Source organism: Streptomyces sp. 142MFCol3.1, assembly GCF_000424945.1.
Taxonomy (GTDB): domain Bacteria; phylum Actinomycetota; class Actinomycetes; order Streptomycetales; family Streptomycetaceae; genus Streptomyces; species Streptomyces siamensis.
Genome location: NZ_AUKV01000018.1, coordinates 47,789 through 65,532, shown reverse-complemented (window position 1 = coordinate 65,532; position 17,744 = coordinate 47,789). Strand labels below are relative to the sequence as shown.

Here is a 17,744-nt window from a genome sequence, read left to right as displayed (position 1 = left end):
GACCGCGGTCGGCTGCGGCGGCCTGTCGTCCCCCGCGCTCCGGCGCGAAAGGCACGTTACGGCGTGAAACCGCTGCTCGTCCATGTTCGTACAGCATGCAACTAAGTCGTGACGCAGAGAGGTGTGACACAAAACGCAGCCGCGGCGCTGTAGGGAGTACGGGCCGCCGCGCGGCCCGTACCGCGCGACGGTCGGGGCCTCTCCTGTGGGGGGTGGCGGCCCCGGCCGTCTCCGCGGTCTCCCGCTCCGGCCTCGGACGACGCGCCGCGTCGCCGGCCGATACGGCCGACACGTGACCTCGCGTCGGCCCTGGGCGAGGTGATCGCCACAATCACCGGGGCCGCGTCGGCCGAGACACTGGGCCGCAACACAGCCTTCCTCGCCGGCCTCAACCTGTGGTGCGGGGCTCCTGGTCGGCGGACGTCTCGTGCAGAGCGGGTCGACCGGCGAGTTCCTCGCCCACACTCCGCCCGGGACGGCGCGGGGCCGGGCTGACGAAGAGGCTTGCACGACCCTGCTCGAGTCGGCCTGACCGTTCGGGCGGGGGAATGCTCGCGAACGGGCGCTACGGCTTGCCGTTGGACCTCGCCCGCTTCGTCGGCGACGCGCTCGCGGACGTGGCCGGCGAGCCCTGCGTGGCGCCCGGCTCCTTGGTGTTCCCCGCCCCGGCCCCAGTCCCGGCCCCAGTCCCAGCCCCGGTCCCGGTCCCGTTCCTGGACGCGTCGGCCAACTGCTCGGTGCAGTAGGCCGCGACCTTGTCCTCGCCCCCCGCGGCGGTGACAAGACGCTGCCAGGCCGTCGAGTTCAGGGCCTTGTCCCGGTCCTTGACCGAGGCGTAGGCGCGGCAATGGGCGACGGTGTCCTGGGCCGGCGTCGGGTGGGCGGACGCACGGCCCCGCCCGGAGGGGCCCGGGGCGGCAGGGGTGGGCGACTGCTGGGGGGCGGGTTCGGCGGCGGGACGGTCCGGAACACTCCCCGACGGCCGCGCCGTGGCCCTGCCCTGGTCGCCGCCGTCGTCGTGGGACGCCGAGCCGATCGCCGCGACCGCGACCCCGCCCAGCGTCAGACTGGCCAGCAGCACGGCGCACATGGCCTTCAGCGAACGGATCGGCCGCCGCTGCTCCCGCGGCCGCCAGTCGTCGCAGCGCCGGGTCCGCGCGGCGAGCGCGCCTTCGTCCCGGGCGGAGCGGAAGGCGGCGAGGGCACGGGCCTCGCCCTCGGCGTCGACGGTCTCCGCCCGCACGGCGGAGGCGAGGATCTCGCCGAGGTCGGGCCGGCCCGCTTCGCCCGGGTGCGCGACCCGACGGTCGGACGAGCCGCCGTGACCGTGTCGTTCACCCATGTCCGGATCCATCCCTGCCCGACACCTTCTTGGACTTCTTGCCGTTCATCCCGACTCCCCCAGCGTTCTGGGGCCTTCATCCGTCACACCGCCGACGCCGAGCTGCTGGGCCAGGCGTTTGAGGCCACGGTGGGCCGCGGTGCGCACCGCGCCCGGCCGCTTGCCCAGGACCCGCGCGGCGGCCGGCCCGTCGAGTCCGACGACCACGCGCAGGAGGACCGCCTCCGCCTGGTCGCGCGGCAGTCCCGCCACCAGACGAAGGGCGTCCTGCGTGGAGAGGGACTCCAGCGCCTGGTCGTGGGTGTTGTGCGCGCCGGGCAGTTCGAGCAGGTCCTGTTCGAGGGCGGTCGCCCGGGGCCGCACCTTGAGCCGGCGCAGATGGTCCAGTGCGCGGTGCCGGGCGATGGTCGCGGTCCAGCCGCGGAAACCCGCCCCGTCGCCCCGGAAGCGTCCGAGGTCCCGCGCGATCTCCAGCCAGGCGTCGGACGCCACGTCCTCCGCGTCGTCGCCGACGAACCCGCGCAGGTACCCCAGCAGTCCGGGCTGCACGATCCGGTAGGCCACCGCGAAGGCGGCCTCGTCCCCTTCCTGCGCCCGCGCGACGGCCGCGCCCAGCTCCGCGTCGCGTGCCTGCACGCGGCGGGGCTCCCCTCCTAGACCCAACACAGTCCTCGTTTTGTACCGAGATCGTCCGGATTCACGCCGTGCGACACGGTCGGCCGCGTGCACGCTTCCACGCCCCTCTGCGTCAGGCGGCACAGAAATGTCACAGCCCGTCAGGCACCTCACACGTCCCACGTCCCCCTGACGCCGCTCCTGCACGGTGGGCACGCCCCCTTCACCCGGACCGCCTGCCACCGCCGACCGCGGCCTGCGGCACGCGTCCGTGCAGCTGGAGATAGAACGTCCGCACCGACTCCCGTTCCCCGACCTCGAACCGCTTGACGACCTTCCCCAGCGGATTCCAGACCCTCCCGTCGGGCATCCGCACACCGAAGGGCTGGCCGAACAGCTCGCGCTGCCCGGCGTCGAGCTCGACCCAGCGCGCCCCGGCCCGCCGCACCAGGACCTCGCCGGTGTAGGCGCCGATCCCGAAAAGCACCTGCTGGACGGCGGTCCGATCGGACCCGCCCTTGCGCAGCCCGTCCACGATGAAGTCGACGACGCGCAGGCTGTTGACGGAGTAGTCCAGCGGCAGCCGGTTCCGCGCCGTGACCTGTCGCACGAACCGCTCCGCGTGCCGACGCATCCGCAACTCGGCCGGCCCCCGCTCCTCCATGGCTCCCGCTCCTCACTCCACCGCGCACGAGCGCGCCACTCCCCCGGTCACCAGACCAAGCGGAAGGCGCGCCGCGAACATCACGTGCTGCGACAGTGACAAAGGTCATGCGAGGAAAGTCCCGTCGTCATACAACTATTCGCCCGGCTCAAGCGTCCGACGCCCTCGCGCCGGTGGACCTCCCGGGCCCGGCCTCCCAGGCCGGGCCTCCTGCGGGCCGTGCCCGGCTATTTTGCGGACCGGCCCTCTCCTGCCCCCCGCGGCAGCAGCTCCGCCCCGCTCAGGATCAGCATGTCCGCCACGAAGCAGGCGACCTCGCCGTCGGTGTCCCGGCCGATCCACACCGGATAGGCACCGTCGCCGCGGCCGCTCGGGTAGGCGATCAGGTTGGTGCCGGTGGCCGCGTCGTCCACGACCGCGATGCCGTGGTCGTCCTCCGTCAGCACGCCCGACACCTGGCCGTCCCAGAACCTGCGGCCGAGGTCCGCGGCCGTGCTCGCGTCGGCGAAGGCACCGGTGCCGGCGTCCACGCCGAAGCCGTAGAACTCCCCGTCCCGCAGGAGCCGTTCGTCCTGCCCGGGGAGCAGCGCCAACTCCCATCGCACCGCGGGGCGTGCGGACACGAGGACGCGGGCCGCGGTGTACTCGTCGAGGATCAACGTCCGTCCCTCGTACTCGGCCGTGTATCCCGCGGAGGCGAGCTGCACCGGATAGTCGCCGGGCGCCACCGTCACCGTGAACCCGGCATCCTGCTCGCACTCCCCGTACGTGGGGTCGCGGGCCACCAGCCGCCCGCTGGACAGCCGCAGCGTCCCGGCCGGGATCGGGTCCCAGACGGTGTACTCGTGCCGGTCCGTCGAGAAGCGGGCGCCGGCCGTGAACAGCTCGTTCAGGTGCCGGGGCCGCATGCCCCGCGGCGCCCGCCAGTTCGGGCCGCCGGACTCGCCGGTCCGGGCGACCTCCCGCAGTTCGCAGCCGGGCGCGCGATCGCTGCCGAGCGGCGCGAACAGTGCCTTCCACTGCCCGAACTCCGGTACGGGGAACCAACGTTGTTCCTCGGGGACGTCCGCGGTCGTATGCCGCGAGCCGCCCCTGTCGCCCTGCGGTTCGACGATCTGGGTCCCCCGCCCGTCCGGCCGCAGCTCGATCGTCACCCGCCCCGCGTCCGCCGCGAATTCCGGGCTCCGCTCGTCGGGGTACGCCCAGCCGCGCCGGCTGGTGAGGAAGAGCCGGTCCGCCGTGAGCCGCCGCAGGTCCACCTCCATGAACCGCCGCCCGTGCGGGTCGGACACCCAGATGCCGAGGTAGTGGTGGGACCAGTCCACGTGCGCGACGATCGCCCCGAGGCTGTCGGCCTGCCTCAGCACCACGGCGTACGGCTCCCCCGCGGCGTCACGGGCCGCGGCGGCCTCGGCGCCGATCGGCCCGAGCACGACCCCGCGCCCGAAGTCCCACCCCTCGCCGTACACGACATCGATGATCTCCGTGCCGTTCATCGGGCCGTTCCCCTCCACGCTCGCTCACACAGTCGGACACAGGATCCGGAGTCCTCGGCACCGCTCGCCCGGCGCCCCGCGCTCCGGGAGAAGTCATCGGCCGGCGTCGGCGGGCAGCGTCACCCTGCCCGTGAACACGCCGTGGTTGTCGGCCCGTACCTCCTGGCTCACCGTGATGTCTCCGCCGCGGTACGGGACGAGGAACGTGTACGCGTAGCGGTGCGAGACGAGCCGGTATCCGTGCGCCGCGTCCAGGTTCCACGTCTCGGTGAAGCTCTTGAGCGTGATGCTGCCGTCGGAGGCCGTCACCCCGGCGTCCCGCAGTTGGGCCAGCGCGGGCTCCATCTCCCGCACCGCCCGCTTCAGCGCGGGACGGCTGCGGGCGGCCGGCAACGACCAGCCGGCGGCGGAGACCTGGAGGCGCACGTGACGGCCGCCCGCGCCCGTCCGCTGCACCTTCGCGCTCCTGGCGTACGCGCCGAACGCCTCCAGCTCGGCCACCGGATCCTCGACGTCGTCGGCGATGTCGGGGTCGGACAGCGGCCCGTGCTTCCACGCCTCGGCGCCCTCCTTGACGTAGCCCGTGCCGCCGACGACGTAGACCAGCTCGGGCTTGCGTACCTCCTTGCTGGTGGTGATCAGGCCGCTCTGCCGGAGCGCGGCGGGGGCCGTCGTGCGGTCGGCCGTCGCCGCGTACGTGGCGGTGGAGGGCCGCTGCCCCTGCATGAGGAGCGTCTCGCTGCCGCGCAGGGCGAACGTCCACCCCTTCTCGGCCGCCATGGCCTGCCGGGCCCTGGCCGTGAACTGTTCCGCGGTCCTCGGCTTCGGCGCCGGCCCGCGCCCGGCACCGGGGCGTGACGTGGCCGTCGGCCCGTCCTCGGCCCGTGCCGTCCGGGAAGAGGCGGTGCGCTCGCCCGCCGACTTCCGCTTGCCGCCGCCGTGCGGCGAGCATCCGGAGACGGCGACCGCGGTCGCGGCCGCCACCGACAGCACGGCGACCGCGCGCCGCTTTCCTGGGCGAAGACGTGTTCCGGGCAGCACGGAGTAACCCTTCGGCAGGGTGGGAGAGCTCGATTGCGGCCCGGTTATACAGCAGCCGCCGACGCGACCGCGAGCGCACGGGCATAACAGCACAGATCGGAATCCCGGCCGGCGAAAGCGGTGTGAGGGACCGTTCGCCGCCGGGAGATGACGGAGAAGCCGCCGGCGCCGAGGGCCGGGCGGAGCCGGGCGGCGGGATGACGCAGGTCGCACCGCCTGTAGTGACGCTTTGCGATCGCTGTGCGCTGTGACTCATCGGACCACCTGTGTGACGGGTGGTGTTTCTGAGGACTTGTTTCCGAGAGATCTTTTCCAGGGGTGGGGCAGTTGAGTCGCAAGACTGGCCATGCGTACAAACCGCTGACTCTGAAGCGGAGAGCATGGCTGACGATCGGGGCCGTGGTACTGGGCGGCGCGGGCGTCGTCACCTATGCCGTGGCAAACCCTTCCGCACAGCCGGACGACCGCGCGGCAGCACGCAAGCCCGCCGTGCACACGGTCGAACTCAAGGACAGGGGCGCCGGCCGCAAGGGCCTCGGCAAGCAGGACACCGAGCGCTTCAGCGCCGTACTGCTGACCTGGAGCGACCCGGACGCGAAGCCGAAGGGCACGCCCGAGGTGCGGTACCGGGAGCGGGAGTCCGGCAAGTGGTCGGGGTGGCAGAAGCTGCCGGACGACCCGTTCTCGGCCGACGGCGAGGAAGGCAGGAAGGCCGCGCAGCGCGGCGGCACGGCGTCCGTGTGGACCGGTGACGCGGACGGCGTCGAGGTCCGCGTCATCGGCGCCGACGGCACGGAGGCCGCGGGGCAGCCGGCCGGCATGGACGTGCGACTGCTCGACCCGGGCACCGATCCGAAGCGGAACACGGAGCCCGCGGCGTACACGCTCCCGGTGGAGGAGACCACGCCCGCGACGACCGACTCACCGACCCCGGCCGACCCGGTGCCGACGACCACGGAGCCCGCGACCCCGACGGACACCGCCTCCCCCACCGACACCGCCTCGCCGACCACCGAGCCGCCGAGCCCGTCGTCGACCGACACCGCCTCGCCGACGCCGTCGCCCACCGACACCGTCCCCGCGCCCCGCCCGTCGACGGTGGTCAAGCCGCCGGTCATCACCCAGGCGGAGTGGGGCGCGTCGACCGACTACGACGGAACGCCCGCGTACGGCACCGAGATCAAGGCCGCCGTGGTCCACCACACCGGTGTGGACAGCGACAACGCGCTCTCCTGCGGCGAGTCCCGCGCCCGGATGCGCACCATCCAGCAGGAGCACTTCTCGCGCGGCTACTTCGACATCGGCTACAACTTCGTCGTCGACAAGTGCGGTCAGATCTTCGAGGGCCGCAGCGGCGGCATGGACCTGCCCGTGATCGGCGCGCACGACATCGGCTTCAACACCAACACCGTCGGCATCTCGTACATAGGCAACTACGAGAACGCGAAGCCGACCCGCGCGGGCCTGGAGGCCATCTCCCGCATCGTCGCCTGGAAGTTCGGCATGTACGGCGTCGACCCCAACGGCAAGGTGACGCTGGTCTCCGGCAGCCCCAAGGGCCAGGACGGCAACCTCGTCGACAAGGGCACGTCGATCACGCTGCCGACGGTCTTCGGACACCGCGACACCAACGCCACCGCGTGCCCCGGCGCCAACCTGTACCCGAAGCTCGCCGAGATCCGCAGGTACGCCGCGAGCGCCGGCCGGAACTCCGCGATCCCGACGTCCGACTACAACCGCGACGGCGTCAACGACCTCGTCGCCGGCACGCCCAAGGCGTCGGGCGGTGTCGGCAGCCTCACCGTGGTGCCCGGCGGCCTGAACGGCCCGGTCCCGGCGTCGAAGGTGACGCTCACGCAGAGCAGCGCGGGTGTCCCCGGCTCCTCCGAGGCGGGCGACAACTGGGGTGCCGCCACCGCGTGGGGCGACGTGAACGGCGACGGCTACGCGGACCTCGCGGTCGGCGCGCCCGGTGAGGACGACACGAGCGGCAACGCGGACCGCGGCTCGGTCACCGTGCTCTACGGTCCCGCCCTGAACACCGGCTTCTCGTACACCACCTCCGGCGTGACCGCCGCCGGCGCCAAGCTCGGCTCGGCCGTCGCGGTCGGCGACTTCGACGCGAACGGCAAGGCGGACGTGTTCTCCGCGGGCACCGGCAAGGGCGGCAACTGGAACGCCCGCCTCACCGGCGGCGCCACCCAGACCGGCACCCTCACCACCTCGACGAGCGCGATCGCGTACGCCGACGCCGCCACCGGCGACTTCAACCGGGACGGCTACAGGGACGTGGCCCTCAACTACCGTGACGCGGGCGGCATCGGCCGGGTCACCTGGTTCAAGGGCGGCGCGTCGGGCCTGACGAAGGTGTCCACGCTCAGCGTGAAGGGCGGCCGTTCCATCGCCGCCGGTGACGTGAACGGCAACGGCTACGACGACATCGTCATCGGCCAGCCCTACACCTCGGAGTCCGGCGCCGTCTCCGGCGGCCAGGTCACCATGGTCCCCGGCACCTCCACCGGCTTCACCACCACCGGCATGACGACGGTCCAGCAGGACACCGCGGGTGTGCCCGGCGCCAACGAGTCCGGTGACGCGCTCGGTTCGTCCGTGTCCGTCGGCGACTACAACCTCGACGGTTACGCGGACGTCCTCGCGGGCGCACCGAACGAGGACATCACGCGCTCGTCGGTCAACCGCTCCAACGCCGGCACCACCCTGCTGCTGAAGGGCACCTCGACGGGCCTGACCGGGTCCGGCGCGATCGCCGTGTCCCAGGACACCTCCGGTGTGCCCGGCTCCACCGAGACCGACGACAAGCTCGGCTCGGCCGTCTCGCTCGCCGACCTCTCCGGGTACGGCCGCACCGACCTGGTCCTCGGCACCGAGGGCGAGGACGGCGGCGACGGCATCCTGCTGTACGTGCCCAGCAACAGCACCGGCCTCGGCCTGACGCAGGCCACGGTGTACAGCAAGACCATGCTCGGCACTCCGGCGGGCGCCCACCTGGGGCAGACGCTGACGCCGTAGGGGCGGCGATCCCCGTCAGCGCCACGAGGGGGCCGTGCGGCATACGGATGTATGTCGCACGGCCCCCTCCTCGTGTTCCCCGCGCCGCCGGCCGAGACCCGCTAGCCCACGGCCTCGCGGCACAGCAGCCGCAGCGAGCCGTCGCCCGCGTAGCAGCGGCGGGCCTCCTCGATCGGGTCCCACAGGCGCCCGTCGGGCGTGCGCAGCCAGTGGTCGCCGCCCGTCTCCCACCATTCGCCGCCCGTGCACCTGACGACGACCTCACCGGCGTACGCACCGAATCCGCGCAGCGCCGTCTCGACGGCGGCGAACGGCGCGCCCTCCCGGCGTATCTCTTCGATCAGCCGGTCCACGCGCCACAGGCTCTGGGCCGAATAGTCGAGGCGCAGCCGGGCGCCCTCGCGCATCGTCGCGACCGTGTCCGCCGCCCAGCGCACGGGCTTCGCCGCCGCCGGGGGCCTCGTTGCCCGAGTCGAGTCCACACTCATTGCGTTCACATTCCAAAGAGCGTGGTCGGGACCGGATTCGTCACGCGCCCGGCCGGTGTTCGCGACACCGGCTCAGGACCGCCATCTCCCTCGCCGGACAGTCACAGGAACCCCTCAGGCCAACGGGTTTGGACCTGCCGCGGCCACCGCCCGCGTCCCCCGCGCCAGGACCGGCCCGAACCGTCCCGGACCCTCCTGGATCCCCCCGAACCGTCCCGGACCGGTCCGCGCCGGCCGGCTCGTGTGCGCGCCTACGCCCTTCCCCGCGCCCTGCGCGACACCACCGCCCGCAGCACGCGCCGGCCCTCCGTGGACACGTCCAAGGCCGGGCGCAGTCCTCCGGTGCCGTGGTCGGCGAGCAGTTCCAGGACGGTGACCTGGCGGCGCAGTTCGGCGGCGACGAGCGGCGACATGCCGTCCGTGCGGCCCTCGCGGCGGGACGTCACACACGACGCGCCGTCCTCGGCGGCGTCCAGCAACCGGTGGATCTGCAGGGCAGCGACGGAACAGGCGTCGGCCCAGGCGCGCAGGGCGGCGGCGGAGCACTCGGCGGGTGCCGCGTCGAGCATGCGGCGGGCGAGCACGACGGCCTCGTCCTCTTCGGCCGCGGCCGGCTCGGGGGCGTCCGCGTCGAGTCTGGTGCGCGCCTCCTTCAGGCGGTCGCCCCATGCGTTCCCGTCCGCCAGGCTCGCCCACAGCGGCCGCAGGATCTCGTCGTCGCCGCCCAGCAGAGGCACGCACCGATCCAAACAAGCCAGACCGCTCGCCGCCAGACCTCGCTCGTCGGCCTGAGCGATCAGTTCCACCAGGCTCATCGCGCCTCCCTCGAAATGCCTCGACAGGGCACCCTTGTCTCACGGAGCCCGCACTTCCCCTTACTGCGTGCAACGGTCCGGGAGTGTCACAGCGGCACCACACCGAGTCTGTCGAGGAACCTGAAGAAGAGGTTTTCGGCCAACGGGTCGGGGCCCGCGGTCAGCACGTCGAGCAGCGATTCCGCGGTGACGGCGTGACCGGCCTCGGCGGCCCAGGCGACGGCACGCGCGGCGGCGTCGCCCGGTTCGAGGAAGTAGTCGTCGACGCCGAGTTCGTCCTCGCCGGCGCCCAGATACCCGGCCATCGCCTCCCGCGCGAGGCAGGTGGTCCACGCGCCGCTCTCGGGAGCGGCGGCCTCGACGGCCACACAGTCGCTGTCCATGACGTATCCGAAGAGAGCGGGCGCGCCGGTCTCCCGGGCGAGTGCGTTCATGTTCCCGACGTCCCCGCCACCGCCCGGGTACTCCCACACCTGCCAGCCTGCCGGCGCCGTACCGCGCAGTACCATGCCGCGCGCCCCGGCCAGCGTGTCCAAGTCCGCGAGCGGTGCCTCGCTTCTGCCCACGACGTAGTAGCCCCAGTAGCCCATGCCGGTTCCCCCCCCCGGTGTCTCGGTTCGGCGGCTCGGGCCGAATACACCACAGGGGTGGGTCAGTTGGCTACGGAAAGAGATGATTCGGTGCGGGTCGGGCCGCCGCGGCGACGAGCGGACCGCGCCGGGCCTTGTCGTCCTGCATACGGGTCAGACGCCGCACGAAGAGCACCGCGAGGACGGCGGCCACCACCCACAGGACCTCGGCGACTCCCAGCATGCCCATCGCCTCGCGCAGTTCGGCGGGCGTGTCGGCGCTCCGTACGGACCGGCCGGACAGCCGGTCGGTGAGCGCGGCGGCCACCCACGTGAGCCACCAGGAGTTGAGGAGGAGGTGCGACGACGAGGGCATCCGCGTCCCGTCCGCCAGGGACAGTGTCGGCAGCGGTGCGCTCGCGTCCCAGATGTCGGCGGCGACACGGCGCGGGAACCACAGGTTCACCACGGGGACGAACCAGCCCCAGACGGCCCAGCCGCGCCTCATCCGGTGCTCCTGCGGCCCGAACACCTCGGCGTTGACCCGCACCCGGTGGAACCAGCAGACGAACACGACGGCGGTGGCGATCTCCAGCATGAACTGGAGCCTGCCCGCGGCGACGAGGAGCCGGTCCGCCAGGTCCAGGTCGTCCTGGTCCACCGCCTCGAACGCCCCGGCGGCGAGGTCGCTGACGAGCCCGTACGCCGAGAGGACCGAGTAGAGGGTGAAGAGTCCGGCGGCGGCCGACACGGCGAGCATGACGACCGTGGCCTGGGCGAGACCGACGGGCGAGCGCAGCTGCGCGGCGGGCGGCTGGGAGCTGCCCGACCACTGGGAGCCGGCGAACCGCCGCGCGCTGCCCAGCCGGTGAGGTGCGGCCGTCGCGACGGCGCAGATGTCGCACAGGCCGCCCTCGGCCGTCGCTTCGAAGTGCCGGCAACGCGTGCAGAGCATGACTGAGGGCCCCCCACGGGTTCAGAAGACGGAGACCGGCCGGGTCCCTCCCCAGGACCTCGCGCACGGCATGCGGAACATACGGTTCGCCGTGCCCGGCCGTCCACCCGTCGGGGGCCCGTGCTCAGTCCAGCCGGTTCGCGAGTGCCTTGAAGTCCGCCCAGGACAGCGCCGGTTTCCGCGGGTCCCACAGCTTCTGGACCGTGGCGCGCAGCGGCATGCGGATGCCCGCGGCGACCTGGCCTTGCGTCTGGGCGGCCGAGAGGTCGCACCAGACGGCGAAGCTGCCGCCGAGGATCTGGGAGTCGTACTTCGCGGACACCGCCGTCGATCCGCGCAGGACGAGCGGGGTCCACTGCTCGTAGATGCGCTGCCCGGTCGGGTACACGAAGGTCTGCGGCTCGCCGAGGACGTAGTAGAGGTACTCGTCGTTGTAGTTGATGACCTTGCGGCCCTCACTCAGGTACTCGACCGGCAGCCGGGCCCCGATCTCCTTGCCCGTCCAGTACGCCACCTGGAGATCGGCGTCCGCCTTGACCTGGCCGCCGCGGAAGAACCCGTCGTTCCACGCCCGTGCCGTCCGGTCGTGGCCGTGGACGACGGCGGCCCGGTCGTTGAGCCAGCCGGTCGCCAGGTCGGCGACGCCCGCGCCGGGTCCGTACCTGGTGCGGGCGGCGGCGGCCAGCTGCGGGAAGGACGCGGCCGGGTTCGACACCGTCAGAGCCTGGTACTCGTCGCCGCCGAGATGCCAGTACGGGCCGGGGAAGAGGTCCGCGTACTCGTTGAGCAGATCGTCGACCAGGTTCGCCGCGGCGGGCTTGGAGATGTCGACGGCGCCCCGCGTGGCGGCACCCGACACGTTGAACAGCTGGAGGTCGGGGTGCGCGGCGATGACCGCGCCCAGGTGGCCCGGTGAGTCGATCTCGGGGACGACATTGATGTGCCGGCTCGCTGCGAGGTCGATGATCCTGCGGACCTCCGCCTTGCTGAGGTGCTCCTTCGAGACGATCTCGGGGTGCGTGTCCGACTCGATGCGGAAGCCCTGGTCGTCCGAGAAGTGCAGGCCGAGCTGGTTGAACTTCAGGTCCCCGAGCTCACGGACCCGGTCCTCGATCCAGTCGGCCGTGAAGTGCTTGCGGGCGATGTCGAGCATGAACCCGCGCTGTTCCTTCGCGGGCCGGTCGTTCACGACCCCCTCCGGCGCGGTGCCGCCGCCGTGCACCTCCTGCTTGAGGGTGCGCGTGCCGTAGAAGACTCCGGCCTCGGCGGGGGCCGTGATGGTGACCCGGCGGTTCCTGACGGTCAGTGTGTACGACTCGGGGCCCGCGCTGCCGTGGTCGAGGCCGAGCTCCACGTCGCCGTCCTCGGCTCCCGTCCGCCCCGCGTACGTCAGCTTCAGCTCTCCCGCGATCAGCCGTCCCTCGTCGGCGAGTGAGTCGTCGCGCACCACCACGCGGGCCCCGGAGGCGGGACGCCATCCGGGCCCCCGGGCCGGGGTGTGCTCCCGTACGGCGGGAATCGTCCGGGGCGCCTGCGACAGCGGGTACGACCGGGTGGGCGAGGGCTGCGCGCCGGGCGAGGTGCCCGACCGGGCGGCCGTCGACGTCCCGGCCCCTGTCGGCTCCCCGTCACCTCCGGGCCAGAACGCGAAGGCCGCGGCGACGGCGCCCGCCACGACCACGGCCGCGCCGCCCGCGACGGCGCCCGTGCGCCGGGCCCGCCGCTCCGGTGCCCGCCGCCTGCGGCCGGTCACAGCGCACCTCCCGTGCCCGCGCCCCCGGCTCGGCGGGGAGCGACGGCGTCCGGCGCACACCGGGAGCCGCCGGCCGCGGCCATCACGACGGACGCCCGCGGGACCGGCCACGGCGCCGCGCCCCCTGGCGGGGCGAGCCGCGAAGCCGCTTGCGGCGCGCGGGCGATCCGTGGTGCCGCGTGCCCTCGCGGGGCGGTCCACGGTGCGGCTTGCGCCGTTCGGGCGAACTGTGAGGCCGTCGGATCACGCCGGGCGTGGCGCGCAGGCCGCGGACGTATCGAGGAGACCTCCGGCCCTCCGGGAGCTCCCCGCACACCCCTGCGAACGTTCCGCATCACGCTGCCCTCACTTCGCCACCGAGGTCCACTGCACAGCGAACCTAAGCCCAGAGCCCGCATCATCCGTCCACCGCACATTCCGAAACTCTCCCGTGCGGGTGAAATTCGGGCATCCATCGGACAGCTTCCAGCACACCTCGATAGCGTGAGTGGCACAACTTTCACTCTTTTCCCTGCCTAAACACGCGTGACGCCCACGACGTCACGGCCCGGACCTTCTCTCCCACCGCCGAGGACCTACGCTGCCGTCGCACCGTCACCCACGCCTCCCCGGCCAGGTCGCCCTCCCCGAGCAGAAGAGCGCGGGGCCGTCCCCGGGCCGCCTCGCACGGTTCAACGCCGCGCCCGCCGACGTGGTCACCCGTGCCCTGCTCGCCTGCTGCGGCAGCCTGCGCTGGGCCGAGCGCCTGGCCGACCACCGGCCCTACCCGGACCTGGGCGCACTGCTCGCCGCGGCCGACGAGGCGGCGTACGACCTGACCCCCGCCGACCTCGCCGAAGCGCTGGCCGGCGAGTCGCTCACCCCGCTCCCGGACGGCGCGTACTCCGCCGCGCACACCGCACTGAGCGCCGCGCACGCCGCATACGAGAGCCGTTTCGGTCACGTGTTCGTCATCTGTCTGGACGACCTCGGACCGGAGGAGGTCCTCGACCAGGTGCTGGCCGGAATCCGGGCCCGCCTGGCGAACGAGCCCGAGGAGGAACGCGTCCTGACGGCCGAGGAGCTCAGGCGACTCGCCCGGGGGCGCATCTCCCGGCTTGTACGTACGTTCGACGATCCGGCGGGATCTCGTCCGGAAACGGCCGAATCGACGGATTCGGGCCACCCGGATAGCCCGTACGTGCCTGTTTGATTGCCTGTTTGATCACACCAGCGGGGCCGCTGTAAGCGTTCCGACAAGTCGTCGCTACGATGGCCGGGGCCGGTGGACCGTACCCGGCCGGGCCCGACCGACACAGAAGCCGGCGCGGCCCCAATCCCCGCTCCCGGAGGGTTCTTCCGTGCCGGCTGGAACGCTGTACCGCGGCCGGGAAGGAATGTGGTCCTGGGTGGCTCACCGAGTCACCGGCGTCCTCATCTTCTTCTTCCTGTTCGTACACGTGCTGGACACCGCTCTCGTCCGTGTCTCCCCCGAGGACTACGACAAGGTCGTGTCCACGTACAAGACGCCGATCGTCGCGCTGCTGGAGTACGGCCTCGTCGCCGCCATCCTCTTCCACGCGCTCAACGGCCTGCGCGTCATCGCCGTCGACTTCTGGTCGAAGGGCCCGCGCTACCAGAAGCAGATGCTCTGGTCCGTCGTCGGTATCTGGATCGTGCTGATGGCCGGGGCGCTCTACCCCGTCCTCGGTCACGCATTCCGCGAAGTCTTCGGGAGCTGACGCAGATGTCCACTACTGACACCGCCGCTTCCGGCATCGGCCCCGTCGAGGGCGCGGGCGAGTTCTCGGCGTACAGCGTCGACAACCCCGCCCCGGTCATCGAGGCCCCCCGCAAGCGCACCAAGAAGACCCCGAAGTCGACCCGCGGCAATTTCGAGATGTACGGCTGGCTGTTCATGCGGCTGTCCGGCATCGTCCTGGTCGTCCTGGTCATCGGCCACCTGCTCATCCAGCTCGTCCTCGACGGCGGCGTCTCCAAGGTCGGCTTCGCCTTCGTGGCCGGCCGCTGGGCCAACCCGTGGTGGCAGGTCTGGGACCTCGCCATGCTGTGGCTCGCCATGCTGCACGGCGCCAACGGCCTGCGTACCGTCATCAACGACTACGCGGAGCGCGCCGACACGCGCCTTTGGCTGAAGGGCCTGCTGTACACCGCCACGGTGTTCACGATCCTGCTGGGCACGCTGGTGATCTTCACCTTCGACCCGAACATCCGCTAGGCACGGGGCTGAGGCAACCACTCATGAAGATCCACAAGTACGACACCGTCATCGTCGGCGCCGGTGGCGCCGGCATGCGCGCCGCCATCGAGGCGACGAAGCGCAGCCGCACCGCCGTGCTGACGAAGCTCTACCCGACCCGCTCCCACACGGGCGCAGCGCAGGGCGGCATGGCCGCCGCGCTCGCCAACGTGGAGGAGGACAACTGGGAGTGGCACACCTTCGACACGGTCAAGGGCGGTGACTACCTGGTCGACCAGGACGCCGCCGAGATCCTGGCGAAGGAGGCCATCGACTCGGTCCTCGACCTGGAGAAGATGGGCCTGCCGTTCAACCGCACGCCCGACGGGACGATCGACCAGCGCCGCTTCGGCGGCCACAGCCGCAATCACGGCGAGGCCCCGGTCCGCCGGTCCTGCTACGCGGCCGACCGCACCGGTCACATGATCCTCCAGACGCTGTACCAGAACTGCGTGAAGGAGGGCGTGGAGTTCTTCAACGAGTTCTACGTCCTCGACCAGCTGATCACCGAGGTCGACGGCGTCAAGCGCTCGGCGGGCGTCGTCGCCTACGAGCTCGCGACCGGCGAGATCCACGTCTTCCAGGCGAAGGCCGTGATCTACGCGTCCGGCGGCACCGGCAAGTTCTTCAAGGTGACCTCCAACGCGCACACGCTGACCGGTGACGGCCAGGCCGCCGTCTACCGCCGCGGGCTGCCGCTGGAGGACATGGAGTTCTTCCAGTTCCACCCGACCGGCATCTGGCGCATGGGCATCCTGCTGACGGAGGGCGCCCGCGGTGAGGGCGGCATCCTCCGCAACAAGGACGGCGAGCGCTTCATGGAGAAGTACGCGCCGGTCATGAAGGACCTCGCGTCCCGTGACGTCGTCTCCCGCTCCATCTACACGGAGATCCGCGAGGGCCGCGGCTGTGGTCCCGAGGGCGACCACGTCTACCTCGACCTCACGCACCTCCCGCCGGAGCAGCTGGACGCCAAGCTGCCCGACATCACGGAGTTCGCGCGTACCTACCTCGGCATCGAGCCCTACACGGACCCGATCCCGATCCAGCCCACCGCGCACTACGCGATGGGCGGCATCCCGACGAACGTCGAGGGTGAGGTCCTGTCGGACAACACCACCGTCGTCCCGGGTCTGTACGCCGCCGGTGAGGTCGCCTGTGTCTCCGTGCACGGCGCCAACCGCCTCGGCACCAACTCGCTCCTGGACATCAACGTGTTCGGGCGCCGCGCTGGCATCGCCGCCGCCGAGTACTCGGCGAAGGCCGACTACGTCGAGCTGCCGGAGAACCCGGCCGAGCAGGTCGTCGCGCAGGTCGAGCAGCTGCGTGCCTCGACCGGCACCGAGCGGGTCGCGGAGATCCGCCGGGAGCTCCAGGAGTGCATGGACGCCAACGTGATGGTGTTCCGCACCGAGCAGACGATCAAGACGGCGGTCGAGAAGATCGCCGAGCTGCGCGAGCGCTACAAGAACGTCTCGATCCAGGACAAGGGCAAGCGGTTCAACACCGACCTGCTGGAGGCCATCGAGCTGGGCAACCTGCTCGACCTGGCCGAGGTCATGGCCGTGTCCGCCCTCGCCCGCAAGGAGTCCCGCGGCGGTCACTACCGCGAGGACTACCCGAACCGCGACGACGTCAACTTCATGCGCCACACCATGGCGTACCGCGAGGTCGGCGACGACGGCACCGAGTCCATCCGTCTCGACTACAAGCCGGTCGTCCAGACCCGCTACCAGCCGATGGAGCGTAAGTACTGATGGCTACCCCTGTTCTGGACAAGGTCGAGGCGGAGTCCGCCGCCTCTCCCTACATCACCGTCACCTTCCGGATCCGCCGCTTCAACCCGGAGATCTCGGCGGAGGCGGTCTGGCAAGACTTCCAGCTGGAGATCGACCCGAAGGAGCGCGTCCTCGACGGCCTGCACAAGATCAAGTGGGACGTCGACGGCACGCTGACCTTCCGTCGCTCCTGCGCGCACGGCATCTGCGGCTCGGACGCCATGCGGATCAACGGCAAGAACCGCCTTGCCTGCAAGACGCTGATCAAGGACATCAACCCCGAGAAGCCGATCACGGTCGAGCCCATCAAGGGCCTGACGGTCCTCAAGGACCTGGTCGTCGACATGGAGCCGTTCTTCCAGGCGTACCGCGACGTCATGCCCTTCCTCATCACGAAGGACACGAACGAGCCGACGCGTGAGCGTTTCCAGACCGCCGAGGACCGCGAGCGCTTCGACGACACGACCAAGTGCATCCTGTGCGCGGCGTGCACGTCCTCGTGCCCGGTGTTCTGGAACGACGGCCAGTACTTCGGTCCGGCCGCCATCGTGAACGCCCACCGCTTCATCTTCGACTCGCGCGACGAGGCGGGCGAGCAGCGCCTGGAGATCCTCAACGACAAGGACGGCGTGTGGCGTTGCCGCACGACGTTCAACTGCACGGACGCCTGCCCGCGCGGCATCGAGGTCACCAAGGCGATCCAGGAAGTGAAGAGGGCGCTGATCACTCGGCGTTTCTGATCTTCTCGATCCCACTCCAGGGCCCTGTTTCCGTCACTTCGGAAGCAGGGCCCTCTGGTGTCTCTGACCGGATCCCGCCCTCCACCCGACGTCTCGTACAGGTGCGTCAAAGGCGCGTGTCCCGGGAGCGTCACGTCGTGGAAGGCGTCCGTGCCGAGCTGCATGCCCGCGATCAGCGCGATGGACGCCATGACGACAAGGAGCAGGGCCCCGGCGACG

The 17,744-nt window shown here is 71.7% G+C and carries 16 protein-coding genes; 6 read left to right on the top strand and 10 right to left on the bottom strand.

Annotated elements, in window-relative coordinates; genetic code table 11:
- Positions 1-565 precede the first annotated feature (565 nt).
- The 5 genes from H305_RS47100 to H305_RS47085 all read right to left on the bottom strand — a co-directional run bounded on the left by H305_RS47100 (position 566) and on the right by H305_RS47085 (position 5,158).
- Positions 566-1,342, bottom strand: coding sequence for a hypothetical protein (locus H305_RS47100; RefSeq protein ID WP_158690577.1), 777 nt, complete (start codon positions 1,340-1,342; stop codon positions 566-568).
- A 45-nt stretch (positions 1,343-1,387) separates the two neighbouring features.
- Positions 1,388-2,005: an RNA polymerase sigma factor gene (locus H305_RS0125760; RefSeq protein ID WP_078629249.1), complete on the bottom strand. Its 618-nt coding sequence runs from the start codon at positions 2,003-2,005 to the stop codon at positions 1,388-1,390.
- Between the two features lie 175 nt (positions 2,006-2,180).
- Positions 2,181-2,621 (bottom strand): hypothetical protein, encoded by a 441-nt coding sequence (locus H305_RS47095; protein ID WP_037765332.1) that lies wholly within the window; start codon positions 2,619-2,621, stop codon positions 2,181-2,183.
- Between the two features lie 227 nt (positions 2,622-2,848).
- Positions 2,849-4,117 carry a DUF4241 domain-containing protein gene (locus tag H305_RS49520; protein ID WP_051370962.1) on the bottom strand — a complete coding sequence of 423 codons (1,269 nt, stop codon included), beginning with the start codon at positions 4,115-4,117 and terminating at the stop codon, positions 2,849-2,851.
- 93 nt (positions 4,118-4,210) lie between these two features.
- The gene (locus H305_RS47085; protein ID WP_158690576.1) at positions 4,211-5,158 is read right to left on the bottom strand and encodes a hypothetical protein; all 948 of its coding nucleotides are present in this window, start codon (positions 5,156-5,158) and stop codon (positions 4,211-4,213) included.
- Between the two features lie 327 nt (positions 5,159-5,485).
- Here H305_RS47085 and H305_RS0125740 point away from each other — a divergent pair, with 327 nt between their 5' ends.
- Positions 5,486-8,188 (top strand): N-acetylmuramoyl-L-alanine amidase, encoded by a 2,703-nt coding sequence (locus tag H305_RS0125740; protein WP_028802942.1) that lies wholly within the window; start codon positions 5,486-5,488, stop codon positions 8,186-8,188.
- A 101-nt stretch (positions 8,189-8,289) separates the two neighbouring features.
- Here H305_RS0125740 and H305_RS0125735 read toward each other — a convergent pair whose 3' ends face one another.
- The 5 genes from H305_RS0125735 to H305_RS0125710 form a co-directional block, all read right to left on the bottom strand.
- Positions 8,290-8,676 carry a hypothetical protein gene (locus H305_RS0125735; RefSeq protein WP_078629248.1) on the bottom strand — a complete coding sequence of 129 codons (387 nt, stop codon included), beginning with the start codon at positions 8,674-8,676 and terminating at the stop codon, positions 8,290-8,292.
- A gap of 251 nt (positions 8,677-8,927) precedes the next feature.
- On the bottom strand, positions 8,928-9,491 hold the full coding sequence (locus H305_RS0125730) for a hypothetical protein (RefSeq protein WP_028802940.1): 564 nt from the start codon (positions 9,489-9,491) through the stop codon (positions 8,928-8,930).
- Positions 9,492-9,577: 86 nt separating this feature from the next.
- Positions 9,578-10,081 (bottom strand): hypothetical protein, encoded by a 504-nt coding sequence (locus tag H305_RS0125725; RefSeq protein WP_028802939.1) that lies wholly within the window; start codon positions 10,079-10,081, stop codon positions 9,578-9,580.
- Positions 10,082-10,151: 70 nt separating this feature from the next.
- Positions 10,152-11,015, bottom strand: coding sequence for a DUF4328 domain-containing protein (locus tag H305_RS47080; RefSeq protein WP_028802938.1), 864 nt, complete (start codon positions 11,013-11,015; stop codon positions 10,152-10,154).
- Between the two features lie 124 nt (positions 11,016-11,139).
- Positions 11,140-12,768: a beta-N-acetylhexosaminidase gene (locus H305_RS0125710; RefSeq protein WP_107440098.1), complete on the bottom strand. Its 1,629-nt coding sequence runs from the start codon at positions 12,766-12,768 to the stop codon at positions 11,140-11,142.
- Between the two features lie 580 nt (positions 12,769-13,348).
- Here H305_RS0125710 and H305_RS47075 point away from each other — a divergent pair.
- The 5 genes from H305_RS47075 (at position 13,349) to H305_RS0125685 (ending at position 17,525) form a co-directional block, all read left to right on the top strand.
- Positions 13,349-13,960, top strand: a complete 612-nt coding sequence (locus H305_RS47075) for a 2-oxo-4-hydroxy-4-carboxy-5-ureidoimidazoline decarboxylase (protein ID WP_078629247.1) — start codon at positions 13,349-13,351, stop codon at positions 13,958-13,960.
- Positions 13,961-14,108: 148 nt separating this feature from the next.
- Positions 14,109-14,489 carry a succinate dehydrogenase, cytochrome b556 subunit gene (sdhC, locus tag H305_RS0125700; protein WP_078629246.1) on the top strand — a complete coding sequence of 127 codons (381 nt, stop codon included), beginning with the start codon at positions 14,109-14,111 and terminating at the stop codon, positions 14,487-14,489.
- Between the two features lie 5 nt (positions 14,490-14,494).
- Positions 14,495-14,986, top strand: coding sequence for a succinate dehydrogenase hydrophobic membrane anchor subunit (locus H305_RS0125695; RefSeq protein ID WP_028802935.1), 492 nt, complete (start codon positions 14,495-14,497; stop codon positions 14,984-14,986).
- A 23-nt stretch (positions 14,987-15,009) separates the two neighbouring features.
- A complete protein-coding gene (sdhA, locus tag H305_RS0125690; protein ID WP_028802934.1) occupies positions 15,010-16,764 on the top strand; it encodes a succinate dehydrogenase flavoprotein subunit in 1,755 nt (584 codons plus the stop codon).
- Positions 16,764-17,525, top strand: a complete 762-nt coding sequence (locus H305_RS0125685) for a succinate dehydrogenase iron-sulfur subunit (protein ID WP_028802933.1) — start codon at positions 16,764-16,766, stop codon at positions 17,523-17,525. Before sdhA ends, H305_RS0125685 begins: the two co-directional genes overlap by 1 nt.
- Positions 17,526-17,744 lie beyond the last annotated feature (219 nt).